We start from the raw sequence: 24682 nt of genomic DNA, 5'->3' as shown, positions 1-24682 counted from the left end.
TGAGCGAATAATTAACTGCAAAATCGCTCTGATCATTCGCTCAGATAGCTTTTTGCCTTCCGCTTTATGCCTTCTGCTTAAAAGATAGGAATCCATACTTATCAGGATCATCCTACGAATATTTCTCTATCCTTATCTCCTGTGAAATATTTTTCCACGTTTACATAAAATTGCCCTCGTTTTATGTATTTTTTCTTAAATTTATTTTTGTTAACTAGCGTTTTTATTAGCCCGTTTTTAGTTTTTTTATAACAGTATCCATCAGTTTTATTCAGGATACATACAGGACCATATTAATATTAAAAGCCCCCTTGTTTATGTTACATACCATAACAACCGTATCTATTGCTGACAAACAATTTAAACAATTCCATTCCCTGCGCCTGGAGCAACAATTACAGGGGCATCATCATTTTGAGTTGAAGATTGGGTATGATTGGCTGCAGGAATTGGGCCCAGGCATTGTATCTGCCACCAAGGCTTTCCTGGGAAAAGAAGTGAGTATCACGATCCAGTCTTATGAAGCATTACAGCACTATGATCCGCTTATCTTTAATGGCATTGTGATGTCTGTCAGCTCCGGTAAGGAAAGCGATGGCACACATGGTTTTTGTGTGATCCGCGGATATAGTCCTACGATATTACTGAATAATGACCCACATGTGCAGGCATTCGAAAATCAGGACCTGTCAGCGATTGTGAACACCACCCTGAAAGCCTGCGGACCTTACATTTCGCGTCCATTGGTAGACCCGGCTACCAGTACTTCCCTGAAATATATTGTACAGTATAAAGAAACATCTTTCGACTTTCTGCACCGGATGTCTGAGCGGTTTGGTGAATGGTTTTTTTATAACGGTCAACAGGTTGTTTTTGGAAAATATCAACCAAGGGAAATATCATTGGTGCACCTGGTAGACTTAATGAGCTTTGACCTGGAAATGAAGGTGCAGCCTAATAATCAACAGCTGAACGGATACGACTACCGCAGTAATAAGGTAGTGGATAATTCCACATCCGCGCAGCCGGCAGGGAAAGTAAATGATTATACACAGCATGTGCAAGGGTTAAGTGAGAAGTTATACAGTAATCCTTCTCTGTACAAAATGACACATGCTTTTACCAGCAATGCAAAAGCAGAACTGGATACGCTGGTGACCCGGCAGAAAAAAGGCCGTATGGCAGCGATGGTGCAGCTGAAAGGTAGTAGCAGACATACTTCCCTGCGGGTAGGAGATCATATTGCCATCCAGGAAAATGTATATGCAAAAGATGATCATGGCAAATTCATGATCTGGGGATTAACACATCATGTTACCGGCAACGGTGATTACTATAATGAGTTTGAAGGTATTCCGGCTGATTCCGCCGCACCACCGGTAAACCTGGAAAATATGCCTTTCTCCGAGGCCCAGAGCGCTACTGTGGTAGATAACCATGATCCCAAAGACCTGGGCCGTGTAAGGGCCCGCTTTAAATGGCAACAGCAGGGAATGACGCCCTGGATGCGGGTGGTATCTCCTCATGGTGGTGGCAGCAAGGGCATGTATATGGTGCCTGAAAAAGGAGAGGAAGTAGTGGTAGACTTCGAAGGAGGTAACCCGGAACTGCCTTTTGTATTGGGTACTACTTATAACGGAGAAGGCAAGTCCGGCTTCGGTACTGCAGCCAATGACATGAAGGCCATCCGTACCCGCAGTGGTATTTCCATCTTGCTGAATGATGCTGATGGCAGTGTTACCATCACCGATCCTGGCGGTAACCGCATTTTTATGGATGGCAAGGAAAGTATTGCCATTTCTTCCAAAACAAAAATGGATATTTCTTCCAAAGAAATTCAAATCAGCGCAGAAAAATTCACCATTGCAGCATCAGACTCAGGTACTTTGACCGCAACGAAAGGCATTTATATGGAAGGGAAGGAATCAGTTGTTGTAAAAGGAAAAGATACCCTGGTTAAGGGAGATGCCTCCATTACCATGCTGACAAAGGAATTCTTTGCAAAGGGTAGCAGTACTGCAAATATTGCAGGCGATTCTGTTACCGTAAACGCCAAGAAAGATGTGTCAGTGAGCTGTACTGCCGACTTAGTAGTATCCGGCGGACTGGTGAAAATAAATTCCTGATTTCTTAATGCTAACTTATGACGACCTCACCATCCATTGGGCAGGAATTTTATAAAGTAAGGGACGCCTGGGCCGTTGCTGATCAGCAAAAACACTGGAAACTGGCCATCTGGCTGGTACAATATGCCGATGTAGATATTATTGATAAATTCCTGGAAATTGAACGTACTGCTGTAGGTGTTTTTAAAGAGATTTTTTTTCGTTTTGATGCGCCCTGGAACGGGGATCATGAAACGTGGGAGAAAGCGTTGTGGGAAGAGTATGTAAGCTGGTTTGAGCCGATACCCGATGCGAAGTATGATGTTTATGGCGCATTAAAAAAAGACAGGCTGCTGAAACAGGACTATCAGCCAGACCTGACGCTTGCACCATGTGTGCAGAGTATATGGAAAGAATTACTTCGTTTTAAATCCTATATCACTGGTCTGGAAAATATTGGCTGCTGTATTTATTTTCCGATGCTGAGACCGGATAGTCCGGATGCGGGAGACTGGTATGCCGATGTGCTGAAGAAGGGTTTGCCGGATGGCATTCGTCTCGTTACCATTGACATTGTAACAAACCCCAGGATTACTCTGGCCCAAAAAATATTAGCTGAACAGGTAACGTTGTTGCAGCCACAGCTGGATATGGTGGCTGCGGTAAAAAACGATATGGATAAAGGTGGCGGCAATTCTGATACTGTCAGCATCGATGCACGTTTCCGTAAACAGATCCGTAAAGTAATGGACTGCACCACACAACAGGATGCAGGCGTTCTTGATAGTGAAATAACGGTGCTGCTTTCTTTGTGCAAAAAGATGGGTGGTGTCACACATGCCGTAGCCGGCTTGATGATAGCGGCCCAGGCTTATTTTATGATCCGGGAACCCAATAAGAGCGCCGTTTACGCTGATAAAGCCATCATACAATCCAGGCAGCTCATGGATGCCAATGATCCGGCGGGGTATCCCACCTGGAAATCATGCGTCATGATAAAAGCAGCCATATTGGTAGGTAAAAAGAAACGTAAACAGGCCATCGTATTATACGAGGAGCTGGCACATGAAGCCGCGGAAAAGGGAGATGCTTTCATGATCATGGAAGGCTATCGGCTTAGCGGTCACCTATATTATGAACTGAGTCAACTGAATATTGCGTTTGAGAATCTTTTGCTTTCCCTTACAGGTGGTAGTTACCTGGAACAGGAAGTAAGGCGTCAGTCTACTTTTCTGCATGCCGCGAGCATGGCGGTTCACCTCTGTGAAAAAATCAGAGGACCGGAAGATCTGAAAATATTACAGGACCAGTTACAGGAATTACTAGGTGACGACTGGGCCACCCTGCTTCAGTCTGAAGGCATGGATAAGGCCACTGTAAGACGTAAGTCCTCTCTTTTTGAATTTAACTAAATAGCCCACTCCCGACAGGGATCAAAGTAATTATAACCATGGCTGCAGAAAATAAAGGCTTCGGTGCATTGTTTGCAGAAAAGAAAAACTCGCTGGACCATATACAAAAAGGAATGGCGAGCATTTTACCTTCCTTCCCGGGCATGCCTGCCGCGAAGTATTTCGACCTGGGCATAGGTATTGATTTTCATGATTCCGTATTTCCTCCTTCTCCCTTGTTGCCGGTACCTCACATAGGAATGGTATTCGATATTATGGGCGCTATTATGGCGGCCATAGCCAGTGTGGTGCCACCACCACCCGAACCACCGGAACCGGAGGAAGGGAAAGAACCGGCGCCACAGCCGTTTTCCCTGGCGGCTACCGCGCAAATGCTGGTACATGCTTTAAGTCCTTCTGTAAAGGTGCATAACCAATGGATCGCCAACGCCGGTACTACCATTTTTCATTTGCCTGCATTCATTGCGCATCTGCCTTTTCCTATCATAAAGCCTAAAGCGGCATCGGAAATGTGGATGGGTAGTTCTACTGTACTGGCAGATGGTGGTCCTTTTTCCACGCAGTTTCATCCGGCGCTTTCCTGTAACCTGGTGGGACTACCATCACCACCCCGTATTAATAAAAAGAGCTCCGCCTTTGCATTGATGGCGCCCACTTCTGTGTTGCTGATTATGACTTCCGCCGGCAAACCTGTGCTGGTAGGCGGCCCCCCAACGATAGACCTGTTTCAGCTGATGTTTAAACTTGGCTTGAAAGGCTTGTCAAAAGCAGCAGGCAAGATATTGCAAAAAGTGATTGATAAGATAGAAAGCCGCTTTCCACGGCTGGCAGCCATTCTGCAGGACTTCAAATGCAAACATTTTGGAGAGCCGGTAGATGCAGCCAGCGGAAGAGTATTTTCTTCCAACATAGATTTTGAATTGCCCGGACCCATTCCACTGGTATGGGAACGTACCTATTATAGTGATGCAGCAGTAAAAGGCTCATTGGGTTATAACTGGCATCACAACTATAACATGCATGTGTATGACCTTCAAAACGGCTATTTCAGCATACGACTGCGGGATGGCCGTGAAACCGTGATGCCGGTATTGGCAGCGGGAGGTAGTTATTATAACAGAGGGGAAAAGTTATGGTGGCATCGTGACAACAGTGGCTATTACCTGGAGGACATTGCAAAGCAAACTTACAGATTTGCATCCAAACCTGCACCGGACGGAAGTTACCAGCTTTCTGAAGTAAGGAGCGTAGCCGGATTTTGTATCCTGTTCCGTTATAACGGTAACGGCTATCTGCAACAGATCATTGACAGCAGTAACCGGGTGTTGCAGGTAACTACAGATGAGCAGGGGCGAATTGAAAGAATTCATACCAGCAATGGCGCAGAGATCATCAACCTCGTACGCTATACGTATGATGAAGATGGTAATTTAAGCAGTACTACCAATGCGCTGGATGTAAGTAAATACTTTTTTTACAAGGGACACTTATTAGTACAATTAACCAATCAGAGCGGCCTGAATTTTTATTGGGAATATGATGGCACAGGCGAAGATGCCCGCTGCATACATACCTGGGGAGATGGTGGTGTGTTGGAGTATCATACATCTTATGAAGTAGGTAAAACCACTGCTACCAATAGCCTCGGGCATAGTACGGAATATTATTTTGATGAACAGCATCTTATCTATAAAATCATTGATGGCAACGGTGGCGTCACCATGCAGCAGTATAACAGCTACCAGGAACTGGAAGTAATAGTGGATCCGGTGGGGAATACTACGAAGAATAGCTATGATGAATTTGGCTATCTCATGGAGCAGGTGAACGGTAACGGAGAGGCGACTTTATTTTCGTATGATGAAAAACAGCGCCTGATTGCAGTCAAAAGTCCAGGTGGCCGCCGGTTGAAATGGAGCTACAACGAACAGGGATTACTGGAGAAGAAAACCTTTGTGAATGGCAATTCATTGCGATATGAATACAGTGGGGCCGAAATAGTGAGGGTGGTACACAACAGCGGCCGCGCGTTTGAACTGGCATATGATGCACAACATAATCTTTCAATACTTACTATACCGGAAGGTCTGAAACTGCATTGGATCTACGATGAGCTGGGACGACTGGTAAGAGAAATCAACGCTACCGGTTACTGGTATACTTATCAATATGATGCTGCGGGAAACGCGCTACGGATGGAGGAAGCTGATGGTACTATTAATAACTTCACCTATGATGCGGCGGATAATCTGATCAGCGCTAAGGATGGACAACGGGAAGTGAACTTTACATATGGTCCGTTAGGTACATTAACAGGGAGAAGTCAGCATGGAGTGAATGTTCGATTTACTTATGACCAGGAATTACAGTTACGGAGTATTGCCAATGAAGGAGGAGAGATATACCGGCTGGAGCCGGATGCAATTGGAAATATTATTCATGAATCAGGATTTGATGGTGTCCAGCGCCGTTATGAGCGGGATGGTGCAGGAAGGGTGAAAAAAGTATGGCGTCCCGGAAATCGTTGGACGGTATATGATTATGACGGTGTAGGTAAAGTCGTGCGGGAAGAACATCATGATGGCAGCACAGCGGCATACGGCTATAGTAAAGACGGTCAGCTGACGGGCGCATTCAATGAAGATGGTGTCGTGACAATACAGCGGGATGAATGTGGTCGGATCATCAAAGAGGTGCAGGGAGCATACGAGGTGACACGGGAGTATAATGATTTTGGTGATAATAGTTTTATTGGTAGCAGTCTTGGTGCTGCCATTACGCTGCAATATGATGCGGTTGGTTTCGTAGAAAAAATGCAGGCTTCCAATGGTATATCAGCAAACTGGGAAGCAGCATGGGAGCGTAACTATAAAGGGCTGGAGCTGCAAAGAATACTCCCGGGTGGTGTGAATGTTCAAACTCTGCGGGACAAAACAGGCCGGGTTATAAATCAGTCTATTGGTGTACATAAAGTAGAACAGCACCGTACACGTTATGAATGGGGGCGCCTATCGCAATTGCGCCGTATTATTCATGAATTGTCTGATACGCAGACGCAATTTGCCTATGACGAGTTTGACAACCTGATAAGTGCCACTTATGCTCAATCTGGTGGCTCGGCCATCACCACCATTTACCGGATACCGGATAAATTGGGTAATCTGTTTCGTACTACGGGACGGAAAGATCGTATATATGGTAAAGGTGGCCGCTTGCTGGAGTGTCCGGATTACTATTATCATTATGATGGAGAAGGAAATCTGGTGTTTAAGGAATTTAAGCTCAATAACCAGGCTACTGCAGAAGATAAGCAGGACTACCTTCAGAGGTATAGAATAGCACCAAAAGGAAGTCGCAGAGGTTGGTGTTATGAGTGGAAGGGAAATGGCTTACTTCATAAAGTTGTAACACCAGGTGGTGGTGAAATTGTATACAGTTATGATCCTTTAGGACGTCGCATTGCCCTGGTGAATAAACGCAAGCAGCTGGTAACACGCTGGTTGTGGAAGGGGGATACCCCCTTGCACGAATGGCGGTATATGGGGGACTTTCCTCCGCATCTTCGTGCAGCCGCGGATGGTGATTTACAACCGCAGTCTGAACCTGTGGAAAACCTGGTTACCTGGGTATTTGAAGGCGATTCGCTGATTCCTTGTGCCAAACTTGTACCGGAAAATTCTTACAGTATTATTTCAGATCACCTGGGTACCCCCACACACGCTTATGACACATCTGGAAATAAAGTATGGGAGCGGGAGTTGGACTGTTATGGTAAAGTGAGACGGCTATATGGAGATAAAACATTTTGTAATTATCTTTATTTAGGTCAATATGAGGACGACGAAACAGGATTGGCGTATAACCGGTTCCGTTACTATTCACCCGATGGAGGCATGTACCTGAGTCAGGATCCGATCAGACTGTCTGGGGGAATGAGATTATATGGATATGTGAAAGATCCGAATGGATGGGTGGACGTTTTTGGACTGGCAGGAGATGGAGGATATTTATTCAGGGGGGATGATGGATATACTGGTGGTAACGTTGGTACGCCGCTGGGACAGGAAGCTGATATTGAAACACCCTGGGAGCACGTAAGAAGAGAAAGCAGAGGAGAAACAAGTAAATACACGTCTTTTACGGAGAAACAAGGCATTGCGAAGGATTTTGGAAAAGTAAGAAAAGTATCAAAAGCGGATTTAGAAGCAATGGAAGCAGAAGGCACCATAAAAATACATACGCCTGAATCTGTTGCTGAAATGATGAAAAATAGCGGAAACAAAAAATTAGCGCGGGACGCCAATAACGTAAAACAGATCATGGAAAAGAATAAGGAAATTTTGATCGAAGGAGAAATTGATGGAAGCAAAATTAAAAGCAGTCACTAATACTATATATTATGAAACTGGCAGAAGCAATGAATACCTACAATGTAGCGTTGTTTATGATTACTCAGAAAGGGTATAAAGTAACGGCTACGTTGAGCGATGATAAAGAAGACGTGATTGGTTGGAGAGCGAAAAAGGATGAGCATGAAATTTCTGCTTTTACCCCGCTTTCTCTATTGTCGCTGGTGGCTATAGCGGAAGAATACGGCGAAGGATGGAGGGCAGTTGATCACGGAAATTTATATGATAAAATACTGGACGAAATTGATTAAACGTCTGAAGTAATATTGATCATGTGATGTTATCAGGAAGCTTCTTTGCATTAAATGGAATAACGAATTAACCGGTTATTACAAGGGCATCTGTAGTATAACGAAGACGAATAAACTATTAGCGGGTAGTATATGTAGCTAAATCAGCTGCATATACTACCCGTTGTTTATTATCTGCTAAATCTTTCACTTACCACGAGGTCTTTGCTACCCGCAGTATATTTATAAAATCCTTCTCCGCTTTTCACGCCTAAATAGCCTGCAGTTACCATGTTCACAAGCAGCGGGCAGGGGGCGTATTTAGGATTACCGAAGCCATCATGGAGCACCTGCAGGATGGAAAGACAAACATCCAGTCCTATGAAATCGGCCAGTTGCAATGGTCCCATTGGGTGAGCCATCCCTAGTTTCATGACGGTATCAATTTCTGCTACTTCAGCTACGCCTTCAAACAGGGAGCAGATCGCTTCGTTGATCATGGGCATCAGAATGCGGTTAGCAATAAAGCCTGGATAATCATTTACCACGCAGGGAACTTTATCCAGTTTTTCAGAGAGTGCCACAATGGTATTGGTCACGTCTTTATCAGTAGCATAGCCATTGATGATTTCTACCAGTTTCATGACTGGCACAGGATTCATAAAGTGCATGCCTATTACTTTAGCAGGGCGTTTGGTGGCTGCTGCAATTTTTGTAATAGAAATAGAGGACGTGTTGGTGGCCAGGATCGCGTCGGCAGGAGCATGTTGATCCAGTTCCTGGAATATTTTCAGCTTCAGCGAAATATTTTCGGTAGCAGCTTCCACTACCAGGGAAACGTCTTTTACGCCGGTAGCGAGATCTGTTTGCAGGGAGATGTTGGCAATCGTTTGAGTTTTAACGGCTTCTGTAATAGTTCCCTTGGTCACCTGCCTGTCGAGGTTCCGGGTAATGGTTTGTAGTGCCTTATCAAGTGCCGGGGCAGAAACATCTATTAAAGTAACGGCATAGCCGTGTTGAGCAAAGACATGCGCAATACCATTTCCCATGGTACCAGCGCCGATTACCGCAATTTTTTGCATGGTGTAGTGATTTGTCAGAATTGAATAAGCCACTAATTTAAAGAATTACCCGTTACAAACTAGTTGCTGTAACTATCGTCTTTCCTTTTAAAGTCACCGCGCTTCCAGGCCTGAATAAACTGGGCCCATGCCAGCGGGTTAAAGATATTCTGTGGTGGTGGCTGACCTGCGTAGTAGAGGCTCTGTGCCTGTTTGTTGAGGTATTGGTTTACGCCTTCACGTCCATCGACAGGGGTGTAGCGGGCCATGGCACGGAGCCTGGCGTTATTGGTATTTTTTCTGGCCACCTCATAGGCATCATCGGGGATGTCCATATTAGCGAAGGCACGTTCAAATTCTTCTTTTGAGAGATAGGGCTTGATGATGGTGACCGGCAGATAGGTGGTATCTTCTACCATCAGCTGTATCAGGGAGAAACTGTTTCCTTTGATATCTGGCGGTACCCGGTAGTTTTTATGTTTAAAGCCTACTGCACTGAATGACAGGGTATCACCTTTAAACACTACGATGGAGAATATACCGGATCTGTTGGAGATGGTACCTCTGCCCTGACCTCTTACCAGTACGCTTACTGCAGGGATGGCCCGGAGGCTGTCTGCCGTCATGGTAATACCTGAAATCTGAATGACGCTGTCTCTGAATTCCGCAATCTGTGCTTTCAATAGGAAAGGAGACAAAAGGAAAACAATTATGAGTGACAGTATGTAGGATCTTTTCTGATGCATGCCGGCCCTAAGATATAAAAATTTAATTACGTGTTTCTATGCAGTTGATCAGCTGCCCAGAGAAATTGTAAATTAAATCCCAATTGGGTTAACTTTGCTGTCTGGATTCAAAATTAACAACAATTTATGATCACGAAAGAGCAGGTTTTAAAGGCCCTGAGCAACGTAGAGGAGCCAGATCTGGGGAAAGATCTCGTTACGCTGAACATGGTAAAAGATATAGAGATTGACGGCAACAAAGTAAAATTTACAGTCATACTTACCACGCCGGCATGTCCGTTAAAGGACCTGATCCGGAATGCCTGTGTGAATGCTATTCACATGATAGTGAGCAGGGATGCGGAAGTGGAAGTAGTGATGACCGCCAATGTGAGTACCAAAAGAACAAGTGGACAAGGTGTACTGTCTAATGTGAAGAATATTATAGTGGTGGCTTCCGGTAAAGGAGGTGTAGGTAAATCCACTGTGGCGGCGAATCTGGCCCTGGCATTGGGTAGAGATGGTGCCAAAGTAGGGTTGATGGACGCTGATATTTATGGTCCTTCCGTTCCTATCATGTTCGGTGTACGTGGAGAAAGGCCACTGATGGTGAATGTAGACGGTAAAGGCATGATTCAGCCGATTGAGAAATTCGGTATCAAGGTAATGTCTATTGGTTTGCTGATCGATGAAAGACAAGCAGTTGTGTGGCGTGGGCCTATGGCTAGCAGTGCATTAAAACAGTTTATTACCGATGTATACTGGGATGAACTGGATTACCTGGTAATCGATATGCCTCCCGGTACCGGTGATATTCACCTGACCCTGGTACAAACCGTACCTGTTACCGGTGCGGTGATTGTTACCACTCCACAGGATGTAGCGCTGGCAGATGCTAAAAAAGGAATTTCCATGTTCCAGGGATCACAGATTAATGTGCCAATCATTGGTTTAGTGGAAAATATGGCCTATTTCACACCAGCAGAGTTGCCGGATAACAAATATTATATTTTTGGTAAAGAAGGTGGTAAACGTCTGGCAGAAGAACTGGAAATACCTTTCCTCGGGCAAATACCACTGGTACAAAGCATCCGCGAAGGTGGTGATGCCGGCGTACCTGCTATGGCCGGGGATGAGAAAATTATCCGTAAAGCATTCCTGGATGTTGCAGGCGCCGCCGCCCGTAGTATAGCCATGCGTAATGCCAACATAGCACCTACCAAGATCGTTGATATTATCGTTTAGAAAATTACGAATTATGAATTACGAATTACGGCGTTTCACAACCAAACGTAATTCGTAATTTGTAATTCGTAATTTGTAATTCTTTCTTCAGATGTATACTCCAAAACTCACCAGGGAAACCAACTGGGATACTATTGCCGCTTTTATCAAAGAGAATGGTTTTGGTTTGCTGATTAATGTGGATGATGCCGGTGTACCACACGCCACTCATATTCCCATGACCCTGGTAGAAAAAACACCCGGAAATTTCGTGCTACATGGACATATTGCCAGGATTAATCCGCAATGGGAGTATTTCAGCAAGGGCGATACATTGGCTGTTTTTTCAGGACATCATGCCTATATTTCTTCTTCCTGGTATGAAAAAGAGAAAATCCCCACCTGGAATTATATGGCCGTGCATATTCACGGGCAGATCAGGATACAGGATGAGGCAGAAGTAATTGCTGCACTGGGTTCCCTGATGGACCACTACGAAGCCGCATCTGCCTGCCCGGTGCATATTACAGATATTGATGATAAAACACTCGGGAATAATGTAAAGGCGATTGTTGGATTTGAACTTACTGTGAGAGACGTGAATGCCAACTATAAGCTCAGCCAGAATAAAAAAGATACGGATTATTTCAGCGTAATTGCCCATTTACGGGCGTTGGGGGATGAAAATTCCCTGCGTGTGGCTGCTGAAATGGAAGCCCGCCGGGCAGCAGAAAAATAGAAGAATTATTTTATTTTTTGTTGATGCGCGTATTCGCAAAAAGGAATATCTTTAATTTATCTTCCTCATAAAAATTATGTTGGTAAACCACAACTACCACAGTGAATATTTAGAGTTGTTTTCAATTACAGGTAATCATAATATGTTTAAAGAAGCGTCAATACTTAAGTTTTACTTAACTTTGCGCCCCAAATTAACCGACTATGAATCGACAGGAATTGGTGAATCTGATTAAGGAAAAGCAGTCATACCTCTGTGTAGGGCTGGATACAGACATACAAAAGATTCCAAAACACCTGCTTTCTCATGCAGATCCGGTGTTTGCCTTTAACAAGGCGATTATTGATGCTACCAAAGATCTTTGTGTAGCTTACAAGATTAATACGGCCTTTTACGAAAGTATGGGAATCCGTGGCTGGGAAAGTTTACAACGTACTGTAGAGTATATCCCTGACGGTATATTTACGATTGCTGATGCCAAACGTGGTGATATAGGCAATACATCTACCCAGTATGCCAAAACATTCTTCGAAACCTATAAGTTCGACTCCGTTACGGTGGCGCCTTATATGGGAAAAGACAGTGTGGAACCTTTCCTGCAGTTTTCTGAAAAATGGGCTATCCTGCTTGGACTTACTTCCAATGAAGGCAGCCAGGATTTTCAGATGCAACAGATAGGCGATGAATTTCTGTTTGAAAAAGTACTGAAAGCCGGTGTGGAATGGGGTACGCCCGACAACCTGATGTTTGTTGTAGGCGCTACACAATCTACCCAACTGGGATATATCCGTAAGCTGGTTCCAGATCATTTCTTCCTGGTACCAGGTGTAGGTGCACAGGGAGGCAGTCTGGAAGAAATTTCCACACAGGCCATGAATAAGGATTGCGGGTTACTGGTAAACGCCAGCCGTGCTATTATTTATGCCGGTAATGGAGAAGATTTCGCAACAGATGCCAGAAATGTAGCCATCAAATATCAGCAGGAAATGGCAGGATACCTGAATAAGATTGCTGCGACAGTATAATGAATTACGAATTTCAAATTACGAATTACGGATTTGTGAGTAGATATAAGTGAAGATGGTTTCACATCTTTCAGCTACTCACAAATCCGTAATTCGTAATTTGAAATTCGTAATTCATTACTTAAACACCGTGTTCTTTACTGTCCACCACGGCTTTACATCAAATACCAGTCTGCCTGCCACCACTGCAGGATCCCTGTTAACCAGAGATACTACTTCGAGACTGTCTTTACAATTCATAATTAAAATACCGCGCAGATCTTCATCGTTTCCAAAAGGGCCTGCCACAATAATTTTGCCGGCATCGGCCAGTTGGTGGATGTTAGCGAGATGATCACATTGGATTTTTGCTGCAACCGCGGTATCCTGGTTGCGTCTGGAACCTTTCCGTAAAAAGACCATCCAGTACCTTTTTAACTCAGGGTTAGCGCCTGATTTGACTTTTGGGGGTAGCACCTTAAGTGCAACAGATTGTAATGGTGTGGGGTGAAATGATAACATCACAACGACTAAGAATCCCAATAGCAAAAGCGCAGGTATAACTTTGCTTGCCATAGCTCTCTAATTTGATTGAAAGGTACTAACTTGTCTCGAATTAACACGTTTATAACAGCGAAGATTTTGCAGGAGACTGCATTATTTATGCAGCCGCTATAGCCCCTGACAGCATTTTTTCATTACACCTGCCTGCTTCCCGCAACTCCGTAATTCGTAATTTCTTATATTGGGTATTAAACCTGTAGTTAATGCAACAAGATCTGTTTCAGTCACCCGATTACTTTGCCATAGATGCTTTGCTGAAAGAAGAACACCTGTTGACCCGTGATGCGGTCAGACAATGGGTGAAGAAAGAAATATCGCCTATCATTGAAGACTATTGCCAGCGGGCCACTTTTCCCACGCAAATTATAGATGGACTCGGAGAACTGGGCTGTTTTGGTCCTACCATTCCGACAGAATACGGGGGAGGAGGAATGGATCACATCTCCTATGGGCTCATGATGCAGGAGCTGGAGCGTGGTGACAGTGGTATCCGTTCTACCGCTTCGGTGCAGGGATCGCTGGTGATGTATCCTATTTTTACTTTTGGCAGTGAAGCACAGAAACGAAAATATCTTCCTAAACTGGCTACCGGAGCATTCATGGGCTGCTTTGGGCTCACCGAACCTGACCACGGATCCAATCCGGCCGGTATGATCACCAATTTCACGAGTGATGGCGATCATGTGATACTGAATGGTGCCAAAATGTGGATATCCAATGCTCCCTTTGCAGACATCGCAGTAGTATGGGCAAAAGATGAAGCCGGTATTATCCGCGGCATTATTGTGGAAAGAGGCATGGAAGGATTTACCACACCTGAAACCAAAGGGAAGTGGAGCTTACGTGCCAGTGCCACCGGTGAGCTGGTTTTTGATAATGTAAGAGTACCTAAAGAAAATATATTGCCAGATGCCAAAGGATTAAAAGGGCCATTATCCTGCCTTTCTTCCGCCCGTTATGGTATCGCGTGGGGAGCAATAGGCGCGGCAATGGATTGTTACGATACGGCCCTCCGTTATGCGAAAGAACGCATCCAGTTCGGTCGCCCCATTGGCGGTTTCCAGCTGACGCAGAAAAAGCTGGCAGAAATGATCACCGAAATCACCAAAGCACAATTACTCAACTGGCGCCTGGGGGTATTGAAAAATGAAGGCAAAGCTACCCCTGCACAAATTTCCATGGCCAAACGCAATTCCTGCGAGGTAGCCGCTAATATTGCCCGCAACGCCCGCACCATTTTAGGTGGTATGGGTATTACCGGTGAATTTTCTGTGATGCGGCATATGATGAACCTGGAAAGCGTGATGACCTACGAAGGCACACATGAAATACATTTACTGATAACCGGTATGGATGTAACCGGATTTGATGCATTTAAATAGCTTTTAGCTATTAGCAGTTAGCTTTTAGAAATGCAGCGAATAGAAATGCAGCGAAGATAGCGAATAGAAATGCAGCGAAGATTACTTTGCAGCCTGATTTGTTTAGTAGTGCCAACAGTTGAATTAAAAATGAACAAATTATTATTTGCAGGTATCCTGCTATGGGCCACCGCGGCTAAAGCGCAGCAGGAGCCTGTCTTGAAACTGGTGGCATGTGAAGGCAAAGCACAAGGCACCTATTATATTGTGAAATATTTGTCTGCAGATACGACTTCTCTGCAACCGCGCATAGATTCCATCTTCCGCGTGATTGATCAATCACTTTCGTTGTATAAGCCCGGTTCTGTCATTAATCGTTTCAATGAAACCGGCCGTGTACAAATGGATGAACATATGCAGGCGGTTATAAAAAAAGCCCTGTTTACCAATAAAGCCACGGCAGGTCTGTTTGATATCACCGTTAAACCCCTGGTGTATCTGTGGGGATTCGGGGTGAGCAAACCATCCTTTAAAGGTGTGCCACCGCCGGATAGTATCAAGGCGGCGATGTCGTATATAGGTTCGCGTTATCTCCGGGTAAAAGGGAATGAGCTGTATACTACAAAAAAAGGGGTGCAAATTGATTGTAATGGCATTGCACAGGGATATACCGTAGATGTGCTGGGTAATTTTCTGGCTGCGCAGGGCATAAATAATTACCTGGTAGATGTGGGCGGGGAGCTGTGCGCCAAAGGCCACAATCATCAGCATAAAGTCTGGAGTGTGGGAATAGAAAGACCATCGCCGGGTGATACCACTTATGAGCCCGTGCAGGGGCTGGTACGGCTTCCCGATAAAGGCATTGCTACCAGTGGTAATTACCGCCGCTTTTTTGATCAGGGACGTACCCGTTTTGCACATACTATTCATCCGTTAACAGGGGTGGCATTGCACAATAATATTATCAGTGTAACGGTGATTGCAAAAGATTGTTTTACAGCAGATGCATTTGATAATCCGCTCATCTTGATGGGTGTAGAAAAGGGACTGGCTTACATTGCAGCACATGCAGAGTACGGACTGGAAGCTATTTACATCTATAAAGATAAAGAGGGTACTATTAAAGAGGCGTTTAGCAAAGGCTTTCAACAATATATGGAATTCTGAAAAAAAATATCCCATCCGCTGGTTTAACGGATGGGATCCACTCTCACTTTTCTTTCTTAGAATATGGACAAAAGTGAGTCTTAGTTCAAATGGAACTTCAACCCAATATTTCCCTGGAGGGTATTGTAGCTGGTAATGTCGCCGTATTTATACGGTGCATAATTGTAGCGTACATTAGCATTAAACATTACTGGTGAAGCCTTGCCAAAAGGAACGTTGATGCCTATTTCGGGGCTTACGAGAAACTGCCAGCTGTTATTTTTTTCAACAAATTCACCCCAATATTTTTCATAATTCATATTTGCTGTACCTACACCTACTGTTGCGTATGGAATGACTGCTGATCCTGGTTTGGTAAATGCATAACTCACGGTGGCCTGAATAGGGATCACCTGGAGTGTACGTGTTTGTACGGCGGATACGTCACCTTGTTTATCGGGATAAACAGCACGAGGGAGCTTCTGATAAAAGTCCTGGAATCCGGAACGGAGCCCCACTGACCATTGATCATTCAGCATATATTGTAATCCTGCACTCCAGCCACGGAAGCTGGTTTTGTCGGTATAATCTTTCAGTGAGCCAAATGGCTGTGCGATGGAATAGTTGATATCCACTGATAATGGTGGACGAACCTGTGCAGATACTGTCTGCGCTGCAAAACATCCTGCAAAAATCAATATCCAGTTTATAATCTTTTTCATCTTCCTGTCAATTTAAAAGTTCAAGTCAACATTATTTTTTACTCAGGTAGGTGGATTGGGCAAAAGATGCCTGTACCATAGGGTCTATATTGCCGGTAGTCCATACACCTGATCCACGCCACAGTGCATTCCATACAGCTGTCAGCTTGTTTCCTTTCGGGTTTTTCAGGTCGAAAAGATCGATCGCCACTTGTTTTTCATTTACCTGGTATACAGTGTAGTAAGAAGGCCAATACCAGCCACCACCGGGATATCCCCAGTAACCCGGATCCCAGTAGCCACCACCGCCCCACCATCCCGGATTCCAGGAGATGTTGGTGTAGGAATTATCTATACGGGTAAGATTCACTGCCAGATCGGGTTTGGCGGCTTTGTTCACCAGCGTATATCCTCGTTGTTGCATCGCAGCAGTAACAGAGGCAATCAGTTTTTTATCATAGTCCGTTAATGCTTTTTTAGCGGTATCCGCGCTACGCGTTAATACAGCTACCGAATCTACTATGCTGAATGTTGAATAGGATGTAAAATTTGCGGTGCTATCGTGATTCGTAATGTAGATCCTTGACTCTTCATTAGTCATATCTTTCAAAGGATCCTTACGACAGCTGCTGAATGAAACCATCGCTACCAATGCGGCAGCGGCACTGAATAAAAACAAAGTTTTTTTCATGTCCTAGCGTATTAATTTAAAAAATAATTTCCTTACAGGCTAACAATGATGAACCAAAACAGGTTGGTATTCCTGACAATCATGTTTTCCGTGTTTCCTCTCTCTTGAACGGATTAGATAGTTGATTGTTACAGAAAGTTTAGCTGTGGAGTGTTAAGGAAATCCTAAAGTGAAAGAAGGGTTAACAGGTTCAATTACTAACGAAGTGGATTAAATAATAATAGATCTATTTTCTAATTCAATTTTTAACTGATGTGGATGTTCGAATAAAATACTATCGATACCAAATGCTCTTGCAGCAATCACATTTCTTTCATTATCATCAATGAATAAAGCGTTGGCAGCAGCTACCTGGTACCTGTTCAATAACAGCTGATAGAAGGCAGCGGCGGGCTTACGCATTTTTTCACGACCAGATACCACCACGCCATCAAACCAGTGAAGGGAAGGATACATGGCCTGCGCTATAGGAAATGTTTCATCAGACCAATTGGTGAGTGCATATAATTTATATCGTCCACTTTCCTTCAATTGCTGTAATATATTTTTGGTGCCTTCAATTTCTCCGGCCAGCATTTCGGACCATCTGCCGTAGTAGGCGCGGATGTTTTCTTCGTGGTGTGGGAAGCTGGCTACGAGCAAGTCGGTACCTGCTGCGAGTGTTCTGCCTTCATCCTGTGCTTCATTCCAGTCGGATGTGCAAACATCGCGCAGAAATGTTTCCATTTCTTCTTCAGAAGAAAAAAGTTTACGATACAGATGCCTGGGATTCCAATCAATTAATACTGCTCCGAGGTCAAAAATAATGGTATTGATAGATGACTGCATAGGTATATATAAATAAAAAAAATAAAAATTAATCCAGTATTTCATCTGCTGCATCCTCCAGCAGTTGCAGGTCTACAGAGTCGCTGCCGGCAATGCCTTCAATCGAACCTCTGATATGTGCTGCATTCAGTAATACTTTTTCCAGTTGTTTTTCGCGTGATTTCCAGAGTTTTTCCATGGCATCTCTTTCCCGTTGTATCGATAATTTCATGGACATGAATCCTTCGCGGATAGCTTTCCATTGTTCTGCAAACTCTCCACCGGTAAGGTATTCGTAGAGCATATGCATTTTATCGCCTTTGTTTTCCTGGGTGCGGAGCTTACTGGAAATTTTTATGATACCATCGCGCAATACATAGGCGAGTGCTTTTACTTCTGCGAAAGTACAGATCCAGATACCATCTTTTTCACCGAAGCGTTCCATGTCTTTAGGCATGGTCTGGGTAACGAGAATGGCTACATCAACGCCCTGGCTGCGCATATCTGCTTTGAGTTTTTCTACCCAGTCTTTAATAAATTCTTTGGTGCGTTTGCTTTCGTAAATGATCCGGCCGCATTCCTGTCCGAACTGATTGCGGATCAATTGTACGCAATCGGCACCACGTACGCCTTTTCCTACCGGTGTGACTTCATCAAATGGAAAATTGGCGCGCAGCATTTCTTCCAGCACGAGTTCCTGCGCTTCTCCCTGCAACTGCGTAGAACCCTGTTCAACCCTGCGTTTCATCTCTTCTGCGAGTCGGCGTTGGTCTTCCAGCTGCTTTTCCAGTTCTTTTAAACGCATCTGGTGTTCTGTATCCCGGAGACTGTTTCGTTCAGATTCTTCTTTACGTATTTTATCTGCCAGCTCGGAACGGGCTTCCAGTAATTTCTTTTGCAGGTTAATTTCCAGTTCCTGTTCTTTGGTATTCAGTTCCTGTTCTTTGCGCAGAAATTCCAGTTCCTGTTTACGGGCTTCCCTGAGTTTTTCTTCCTGTTCCTGGTTAGCTTCTCTTAACACCGCCATTTGGTTGTTGAGGTCGGCAGTAATGGATTTACGCAGTTCTCCTTCCATCGTTTCCTGGAGTTGTTTTTTCTCCACCAGGACACGTTTATTCACTTCTTCTTCCTGCTGTTGTTTCAGGGTTTCTATCTGACGGCGTTCCAGTGCCATCTTGTTTTTTTCTGAGAGGAGTGTATCTTTCTCGTCCTGGAGAGACTTGAGGCGGCGGCGCCATTCATCTTCCATTTTACTCCTCATTTCTTTTTCTATATCCGCTGCAAAGGCATCCTCCATGACAAACTGGTGCTTGCAACTGGGACAGGTGATTGATGTTCCCATAGTATTCAGTAAAAAAATTAAGTAAAGATAGGGGATTGGTTGCCTTAATAAAAAAAGGAAGGAGTTTCCACATCCTTCCTTAGTTATCAACGTTAGTAGAAACAAACAACAGGTAAAGGGTTTTCGGGGAGAGTAATACGGTTGGGGTGTGCATGTAAATTGGAAATTTATTATTAGGTGAGTGTTAAGGAGGGGTTAGGTAATTGTTAAGGATGGGTTGAAATGAAAAAAGACCTGCTGATTCAGCAAGTCTTTTTTTGTGTGCGAAGGAGGAGATTCGAACTCCCAAGCCCTTTCAGGCACTACCACCTCAAAGTAGCGCGTCTACCAATTTCGCCACCTTCGCATCTGGTAGAATGGGGTGCAAAAATAATGGCTTTTTTAAAATAAGCAAATTTATTTATTCATATTTTGCTGAAACGGGTCATTATTTTCGCAGTACGATCCTGAAAGTGGTCCCTTTGTTGATTTCAGACGACCTTACATAGAGCCTGCCGCGGTGGTATTCTTCTATGATCCGTTTGGCCAGGGAAAGCCCAAGGCCCCATCCCCGCTTTTTGGTGCTGAAACCGGGTTTGAACACTTTTTCGAAGCTCATTTTCGGAATCCCTTTTCCGGAATCCGACACGTCTACTGTGATAAAAGTAGGGTGATTTTCTATGGTAATATCGATCTTCCCTTTGCCTTCCATGGCGTCCAAAGCATTTTTTAATAAGTTTTCCACAACCCAGTCAAAAAGCGGGGGAGAGATCATAGCGGGCAGCTCTTCTTCTGCACTATGCACGGCTAATTGCACTTTTTGTGGTGCTCTTTTACGGATATAGCTGGTCATATTCCGGATCTGCTCCACGATGTCTTTTTCTTCCAGTTTGGGGATGCTCCCTATTTTCGAAAAGCGGTCCGTGATAAGTTTCAGGCGGTCTACGTCTTTCGATAGCTCCGTTACCAGGGTGGAATTGGCTTCATTTTCCCGGAGGATTTCCAGCCAGGCTTCCATGGAGGATAGTGGCGTACCGAGTTGATGGGCCGTTTCTTTGGCCAGTCCTACCCATACCTGGTTTTGGGTGGCGCGGTTGGTACTGGATAAGGCAAAAAGTACGATGGCGATAAAAAGGGTGACTACTATGAGTTGTATGTAGGGGTAGTAGCGGATTTGCCGGAGAATAAGCGAGTCGCCGTAATAGATGTAATTATATTTTTTTTGCCTGGCATCTACCTCCATGATAAAGGGGGGATGTTGCTTTTTGAAGGCCAGCAGTTCATCGGGGAGGTACCTGGGATCCTGCATAATGCGCATGGAGTCGAGGTTTCGGCTATCCATTATTTTCCCATCTTCATTGGTCTGTATCAGGGGGATGGTGGTGTTGTTGGTCACAATGCTGATGGCCAGATTGAGGTTGGCATCAGTATCCGTCCGCAGCAATTCGCGGTTGGCTTCCACCCAGATAGCTACTTTTTTCCTTTCTTCTTCCTGGATATTCTTTGATAAATTACTTACAAACCATATAGTGGTCCCAATGATGAGCACTGCTATGGAGGCCAGTACAAACTTCCATCCGATATACTGTTTAAACATACTTCTAATTTAAGCCATATTTGGCTTGTCTGATTCTGTAATGATTAGCGAATATTAAAATCCTTTGTTGCATATTTGCATCTCAAAAATAATTGTTCACGCTAAACGTAATATCAGTTGCCCGTATTGCCATCAGTAGCAGTTGTTATTTTAAATTGGAACGGAAAATCTTTTCTGGAGAAGTTCCTGCCGTCTGTTTGCCGTTCTACTTACGGCAACCTACAGCTGGTGATGGCAGATAATGCCTCATCGGACGACAGTGTGGCTTTTGTGGAGCAACATTACCCGCAGATCCGGATTATCCGTAATGCCAGTAATGACGGTTTTGCCGGCGGTTATAATGACGCCTTGCAGCAGGTAGAAGCAGATATTTATGTGTTGCTGAACCAGGACGTGGAAGTGGAAGCTGGCTGGATAGAGCCGGTGGTGGCATTAATGCAGGAAGATCCCCGTATTGCTGCCTGTCAGCCTAAAATGAGGGCTTATCTGCAGCCGGACGAGTTTGAGTATGCCGGTGCAGCCGGAGGCTGGATGGATATCCTGGGTTATACTTTCTGCCGGGGACGTATCCTGTATACTACAGAAAAGGACCTTGGACAGTATAACGATGTGCAGGATGTTTTCTGGGCTACGGGAGCGGCGTTGTTTATACGTTCGGCCTGTTTTCACCAGGTAAATGGTTTTGATCGCGACTTTTTTGCACATATGGAAGAAGTGGACCTTTGCTGGCGTTTACAGCGGGCTGGGTACCGTATTTGTTATTGCCCTGACTCCACAGTGTTTCATGTGGGAGGGGGAAGTTTGCCCCAGGGAAATCCCCGTAAGTTGTATCTGAACTTCCGGAATAACCTGATGATGTTGTGGAAAAACCTGCATAGTGAAGATCGGTGGATAGTACTGGTACAACGGTTTTTCCTGGATATCCTGGCGGGTGTTAAAAGCCTGGTGGCTGGTAAGCCCAAAGATATGGCTGCTATTTACCGTGCTTATAAGGATTACTACCGCTGGCGCCGCAAATATGTGAGAAACGATGATTTACCGGAAATGAAGCTGATGAAAATGAAGGGCGTGTTTCATGGTATCATGATCTGGAGGTATTATTTTTTAAAACATAAGAAATTCTCCGAGCTGATTTAGCAGGCAAAAGTTTTCGTTAGCGGGCAAATAACTTCGAAAATTTCAAAATATTATGTAGGTTTGCATCGGAAATAAACTGATTATGGAACAGAATACAGTAGAAAATAAATACGATATTACCTTAGATAAGGTTTCCCGCTCCCGCTGGTTATTTTACGTGCAGTTGTTTTGCCTGGTGGCCTTTATCCTGGGGCTTAGCTACGGTCTTTATGCACATAGATATGCCGGAAAACCTGAAGTAAAAGTACAGGGAAGCTCGCTGTATAATCCAAAATATAAGTAAGCAACGGCTTTAACATAATTATCCAGGCCTCCTCCGGTTTTTCCGGGGGAGGTTTTTTTTATGCCTCATCTTTCCCTTTTGCGTAAATGAAATTCCGGATCCGAGTAGTGAAAATGGCTTTTTACAAGGATTTTTGTATCTCGGGAATAATAGCTACCCACGGTATTGATCTATGTTTAAACGGACGGATAAATTAAAAAAGAAGCAACATAAGTCGCTTTTCAGGATAGTAGTGGAAAAATTGCACCTCTGGTTAGGCCTGGGAGCAGGGATGATAGTGCTGATTGTAAGTATTACAGGATGTTTGTTTGTTTTTCAGAAAGAAGTGAATGATATCTATTACCGTAAACAACTGATTGTTACCCCCGAAGCACATGGCGTACGCCCGTTAAGCGAGCTGAAGAAAGCAGCAGAGGCCGCGTTGGGCCCCGATAAGCCGATTAGCAATATTACTACCTATACTGCCCCTGACCAGGCATGGGAATTTATGACCTACAAAGGGAATGATACCGCGCTGACCTATTTCGGTTCAATGGAATACTATGAATCCGCGATGGTGAACCCTTATACAGGACAGGTTACGGGCATCATTGATTATAAGCACAATTTCTTTTCTGTTGTAAAAGCTATTCACTGGAGTTTACTGTTAAGTAATGCAATCGGGCAGCCGATTGTAGGTTGGAGCGTTTTCATTTTTGTGATCCTGTTAATCACCGGATTGATTATGTGGTGGCCTAAAAAGTGGACTAAAGGCAATCGTGATAAGAGTTTTAAAATTAAGTGGAAAGCTGGTTTTAAAAGGGTGAACTACGACCTGCACAATGTGCTGGGCTTTTATGCCCTTATCCTTGCACTGGTGCTGGCACTGACGGGCATGGTGTGGGCATTTACCTGGTTTGAGACCACCGTGTACGTGGTGGCTTCCCGAAGCATTACGCCTCCTGACAGATCATTGCACGAGTCTGTAAAGGGAACTGCATCATTGACTGGTGACCCGTTGGATCTCGCTTTTGAGAAAGCGTTGCCTATCCTGAAAGGTAATGACCGCGTTTTCATTTATCCTGCCAGTGGTGAAAAAGGTGTGAACGTAATTGGTGGCTATAAAGGAAAGGAAATCTACTATGGATCCGATCAGCTTCAGTTTGATCAATACAGCGCAAAGCTGCTGGGCAGGCGTAATGATGCACACAAAAATGCGGGTGAACGGTTAATAGAAATGAACTATGATATTCATGTAGGTGCTATTGGTGGGATAGCCGGAAAGATTATTGCATTTATTGTCAGCTTAATATGCGCTTCCTTGCCTGTAACGGGTTTCCTGGTATGGTGGGGTAAGCGTAAAAAGTCTAAGAAGAAGCCTTTAGTCATTCGTGGTGTAGCGGTAACGGACACAATGTAAATAAAAAGTATTACTAAATTTTCTCTTGGAATGCTTTACAGGTCTGTGTTTCAGCAAGTTGATGCATATATCCGTGCAAATTTTTTTTAGAAAAGTTCGAAAAAAAATTTTGTGTTTTCAGTCCGTTTCCTATCTTTGCAATCCCAACAAAAACGCCACAGGGCAAAGCAAACGAAAGAATGCACATTGAAGGGAGAAGTTCTTAAAATAACGAAGTTTTTAATACCTGCGAAAGTAGCTCATTTGGTAGAGCACGACCTTGCCAAGGTCGGGGTGGCCGGTTCGAGCCCGGTCTTTCGCTCCAAATACTTGTTGGGGATAACAAGTAACGCATGAAGCTCATTGCTAATGCGAAGCCAATCCCGAAGTTCTTAATACATCTGCGAAAGTAGCTCATTTGGTAGAGCACGACCTTGCCAAGGTCGGGGTGGCCGGTTCGAGCCCGGTCTTTCGCTCTTTAAGCCTGACTGATTATTTCAGTCAGGCTTTTTTTATGCCCCCTGCGAATGCTGCAGATCTAACCCTGGCAGCTGCCCGAAAGCCTGCATCACGGATATCGATGCTATGCCAGACACCCGCTAAATACATATAGCAGTACCGCAGTAAAGGTGGACTTGATGCGTGGATGACTTGCGGATGTATAGCCTAACACCCGCTAAATACCTATAGTAACATTGCAGCAGAGGTGGACTTGATGTGGGGATAACTTGCTGATGTATAACCTGATACACGCTAAGTACCTATAGTAGCATTGCAGTAAAGGTGG

Annotated in this window: 20 protein-coding genes and 3 tRNA genes; 14 read left to right on the top strand and 9 right to left on the bottom strand. The window is 44.4% G+C overall.

Annotated features, from left to right (window positions below; genetic code table 11):
• Nucleotides 1-317: 317 nt before the first annotated feature.
• From AB4Z08_RS02740 to AB4Z08_RS02725, 4 genes are read left to right on the top strand one after another with little or no spacing between them, the layout of a single operon-like run.
• Nucleotides 318-2126, top strand: coding sequence for a type VI secretion system Vgr family protein (locus AB4Z08_RS02740; protein ID WP_441572239.1), 1809 nt, complete (start codon nt 318-320; stop codon nt 2124-2126).
• A 17-nt stretch (nt 2127-2143) separates the two neighbouring features.
• Nucleotides 2144-3517, top strand: a complete 1374-nt coding sequence (locus tag AB4Z08_RS02735; RefSeq protein WP_441572238.1) for a hypothetical protein — start codon at nt 2144-2146, stop codon at nt 3515-3517.
• A 38-nt stretch (nt 3518-3555) separates the two neighbouring features.
• The gene (locus tag AB4Z08_RS02730) at nt 3556-7905 is read left to right on the top strand and encodes a DUF6531 domain-containing protein (RefSeq protein ID WP_441572237.1); all 4350 of its coding nucleotides are present in this window, start codon (nt 3556-3558) and stop codon (nt 7903-7905) included.
• 11 nt (nt 7906-7916) lie between these two features.
• Complete coding sequence (locus tag AB4Z08_RS02725; RefSeq protein WP_441572236.1) at nt 7917-8177, top strand: hypothetical protein; 261 nt, start codon at nt 7917-7919, stop codon at nt 8175-8177.
• Between the two features lie 170 nt (nt 8178-8347).
• On the opposite strand, the gene AB4Z08_RS02720 is transcribed toward AB4Z08_RS02725, so the two are convergent.
• Nucleotides 8348-9238 carry a 3-hydroxyacyl-CoA dehydrogenase family protein gene (locus AB4Z08_RS02720; protein ID WP_441572235.1) on the bottom strand — a complete coding sequence of 297 codons (891 nt, stop codon included), beginning with the start codon at nt 9236-9238 and terminating at the stop codon, nt 8348-8350.
• Between the two features lie 59 nt (nt 9239-9297).
• Nucleotides 9298-9963, bottom strand: coding sequence for a carboxypeptidase-like regulatory domain-containing protein (locus tag AB4Z08_RS02715; protein WP_441572234.1), 666 nt, complete (start codon nt 9961-9963; stop codon nt 9298-9300).
• Between the two features lie 126 nt (nt 9964-10089).
• Here AB4Z08_RS02715 and AB4Z08_RS02710 point away from each other — a divergent pair, with 126 nt between their 5' ends.
• From AB4Z08_RS02710 to pyrF, 3 genes are all read left to right on the top strand, one after another.
• Nucleotides 10090-11187, top strand: coding sequence for an Mrp/NBP35 family ATP-binding protein (locus AB4Z08_RS02710; RefSeq protein ID WP_441572233.1), 1098 nt, complete (start codon nt 10090-10092; stop codon nt 11185-11187).
• A 91-nt stretch (nt 11188-11278) separates the two neighbouring features.
• Nucleotides 11279-11905 (top strand): FMN-binding negative transcriptional regulator, encoded by a 627-nt coding sequence (locus tag AB4Z08_RS02705; RefSeq protein WP_441572232.1) that lies wholly within the window; start codon nt 11279-11281, stop codon nt 11903-11905.
• 203 nt (nt 11906-12108) lie between these two features.
• Complete coding sequence (gene pyrF / locus AB4Z08_RS02700) at nt 12109-12930, top strand: orotidine-5'-phosphate decarboxylase (RefSeq protein WP_441572231.1); 822 nt, start codon at nt 12109-12111, stop codon at nt 12928-12930.
• Nucleotides 12931-13047: 117 nt separating this feature from the next.
• Here the strand turns inward: pyrF and AB4Z08_RS02695 are convergent, their stop codons facing one another.
• A complete protein-coding gene (locus AB4Z08_RS02695; protein WP_441572230.1) occupies nt 13048-13485 on the bottom strand; it encodes a YciI family protein in 438 nt (145 codons plus the stop codon).
• Between the two features lie 191 nt (nt 13486-13676).
• Between AB4Z08_RS02695 and AB4Z08_RS02690 the strand changes: the two genes are divergently transcribed.
• Nucleotides 13677-14855: an acyl-CoA dehydrogenase family protein gene (locus AB4Z08_RS02690; protein ID WP_441572229.1), complete on the top strand. Its 1179-nt coding sequence runs from the start codon at nt 13677-13679 to the stop codon at nt 14853-14855.
• A gap of 129 nt (nt 14856-14984) precedes the next feature.
• On the top strand, nt 14985-16001 hold the full coding sequence (locus AB4Z08_RS02685; protein ID WP_441572228.1) for an FAD:protein FMN transferase: 1017 nt from the start codon (nt 14985-14987) through the stop codon (nt 15999-16001).
• An 80-nt stretch (nt 16002-16081) separates the two neighbouring features.
• Here AB4Z08_RS02685 and AB4Z08_RS02680 read toward each other — a convergent pair whose 3' ends face one another.
• From AB4Z08_RS02680 to AB4Z08_RS02655, 6 genes are all read right to left on the bottom strand, one after another.
• Nucleotides 16082-16702: an outer membrane beta-barrel protein gene (locus AB4Z08_RS02680; RefSeq protein WP_441572227.1), complete on the bottom strand. Its 621-nt coding sequence runs from the start codon at nt 16700-16702 to the stop codon at nt 16082-16084.
• Between the two features lie 31 nt (nt 16703-16733).
• A complete protein-coding gene (locus AB4Z08_RS02675) occupies nt 16734-17372 on the bottom strand; it encodes a DUF4136 domain-containing protein (protein WP_441572226.1) in 639 nt (212 codons plus the stop codon).
• A 210-nt stretch (nt 17373-17582) separates the two neighbouring features.
• Nucleotides 17583-18200 carry an HAD family hydrolase gene (locus tag AB4Z08_RS02670; RefSeq protein WP_441572225.1) on the bottom strand — a complete coding sequence of 206 codons (618 nt, stop codon included), beginning with the start codon at nt 18198-18200 and terminating at the stop codon, nt 17583-17585.
• Between the two features lie 28 nt (nt 18201-18228).
• Entirely contained in the window at nt 18229-19521 is a 1293-nt protein-coding gene (locus tag AB4Z08_RS02665; protein WP_441572224.1) for a DUF2130 domain-containing protein, read from the bottom strand.
• A 262-nt stretch (nt 19522-19783) separates the two neighbouring features.
• Nucleotides 19784-19867 (bottom strand) — tRNA-Leu (locus AB4Z08_RS02660).
• Between the two features lie 81 nt (nt 19868-19948).
• Nucleotides 19949-21097, bottom strand: a complete 1149-nt coding sequence (locus tag AB4Z08_RS02655; protein WP_441572223.1) for a sensor histidine kinase — start codon at nt 21095-21097, stop codon at nt 19949-19951.
• Between the two features lie 117 nt (nt 21098-21214).
• Here AB4Z08_RS02655 and AB4Z08_RS02650 point away from each other — a divergent pair, with 117 nt between their 5' ends.
• The 5 genes from AB4Z08_RS02650 to AB4Z08_RS02630 all read left to right on the top strand — a co-directional run bounded on the left by AB4Z08_RS02650 (nt 21215) and on the right by AB4Z08_RS02630 (nt 24371).
• The gene (locus AB4Z08_RS02650) at nt 21215-22234 is read left to right on the top strand and encodes a glycosyltransferase family 2 protein (RefSeq protein WP_441572222.1); all 1020 of its coding nucleotides are present in this window, start codon (nt 21215-21217) and stop codon (nt 22232-22234) included.
• A gap of 82 nt (nt 22235-22316) precedes the next feature.
• Entirely contained in the window at nt 22317-22517 is a 201-nt protein-coding gene (locus tag AB4Z08_RS02645) for a hypothetical protein (RefSeq protein ID WP_441572221.1), read from the top strand.
• 172 nt (nt 22518-22689) lie between these two features.
• Nucleotides 22690-23916: a PepSY-associated TM helix domain-containing protein gene (locus AB4Z08_RS02640; protein WP_441572220.1), complete on the top strand. Its 1227-nt coding sequence runs from the start codon at nt 22690-22692 to the stop codon at nt 23914-23916.
• Between the two features lie 228 nt (nt 23917-24144).
• Nucleotides 24145-24220: transfer RNA gene (locus tag AB4Z08_RS02635), tRNA-Gly, on the top strand.
• Nucleotides 24221-24298: 78 nt separating this feature from the next.
• Nucleotides 24299-24371, top strand: a tRNA-Gly gene (locus tag AB4Z08_RS02630).
• The last annotated feature ends 311 nt before the right edge of the window (nt 24372-24682 follow it).

It is taken from the genome of Chitinophaga sp. RAB17, from assembly GCF_052114225.1.
In the GTDB taxonomy this organism is placed as follows: Bacteria; Bacteroidota; Bacteroidia; order Chitinophagales; family Chitinophagaceae; genus Chitinophaga.
The sequence above is the reverse complement of the archived record's forward strand: the minus strand, read 5'-3'. Positions and strand labels throughout refer to the sequence as shown.

Coding starts and splice junctions, on each gene's coding strand:
- AB4Z08_RS02725 (WP_441572236.1), top strand. CDS start 7,917: ATGAAACTGGCAGAAGCAATGAATACCTACAATGTAGCGTTGTTTATG.
- AB4Z08_RS02740 (WP_441572239.1), top strand. CDS start 318: ATGTTACATACCATAACAACCGTATCTATTGCTGACAAACAATTTAAA.
- AB4Z08_RS02695 (WP_441572230.1), bottom strand. CDS start 13,485: ATGGCAAGCAAAGTTATACCTGCGCTTTTGCTATTGGGATTCTTAGTC.
- AB4Z08_RS02645 (WP_441572221.1), top strand. CDS start 22,317: ATGGAACAGAATACAGTAGAAAATAAATACGATATTACCTTAGATAAG.
- AB4Z08_RS02675 (WP_441572226.1), bottom strand. CDS start 17,372: ATGAAAAAAACTTTGTTTTTATTCAGTGCCGCTGCCGCATTGGTAGCG.
- AB4Z08_RS02705 (WP_441572232.1), top strand. CDS start 11,279: ATGTATACTCCAAAACTCACCAGGGAAACCAACTGGGATACTATTGCC.
- AB4Z08_RS02690 (WP_441572229.1), top strand. CDS start 13,677: ATGCAACAAGATCTGTTTCAGTCACCCGATTACTTTGCCATAGATGCT.
- AB4Z08_RS02735 (WP_441572238.1), top strand. CDS start 2,144: ATGACGACCTCACCATCCATTGGGCAGGAATTTTATAAAGTAAGGGAC.
- pyrF (WP_441572231.1), top strand. CDS start 12,109: ATGAATCGACAGGAATTGGTGAATCTGATTAAGGAAAAGCAGTCATAC.
- AB4Z08_RS02715 (WP_441572234.1), bottom strand. CDS start 9,963: ATGCATCAGAAAAGATCCTACATACTGTCACTCATAATTGTTTTCCTT.
- AB4Z08_RS02665 (WP_441572224.1), bottom strand. CDS start 19,521: ATGGGAACATCAATCACCTGTCCCAGTTGCAAGCACCAGTTTGTCATG.
- AB4Z08_RS02640 (WP_441572220.1), top strand. CDS start 22,690: ATGTTTAAACGGACGGATAAATTAAAAAAGAAGCAACATAAGTCGCTT.
- AB4Z08_RS02710 (WP_441572233.1), top strand. CDS start 10,090: ATGATCACGAAAGAGCAGGTTTTAAAGGCCCTGAGCAACGTAGAGGAG.
- AB4Z08_RS02670 (WP_441572225.1), bottom strand. CDS start 18,200: ATGCAGTCATCTATCAATACCATTATTTTTGACCTCGGAGCAGTATTA.
- AB4Z08_RS02685 (WP_441572228.1), top strand. CDS start 14,985: ATGAACAAATTATTATTTGCAGGTATCCTGCTATGGGCCACCGCGGCT.
- AB4Z08_RS02680 (WP_441572227.1), bottom strand. CDS start 16,702: ATGAAAAAGATTATAAACTGGATATTGATTTTTGCAGGATGTTTTGCA.
- AB4Z08_RS02655 (WP_441572223.1), bottom strand. CDS start 21,097: ATGTTTAAACAGTATATCGGATGGAAGTTTGTACTGGCCTCCATAGCA.
- AB4Z08_RS02730 (WP_441572237.1), top strand. CDS start 3,556: ATGGCTGCAGAAAATAAAGGCTTCGGTGCATTGTTTGCAGAAAAGAAA.
- AB4Z08_RS02720 (WP_441572235.1), bottom strand. CDS start 9,238: ATGCAAAAAATTGCGGTAATCGGCGCTGGTACCATGGGAAATGGTATT.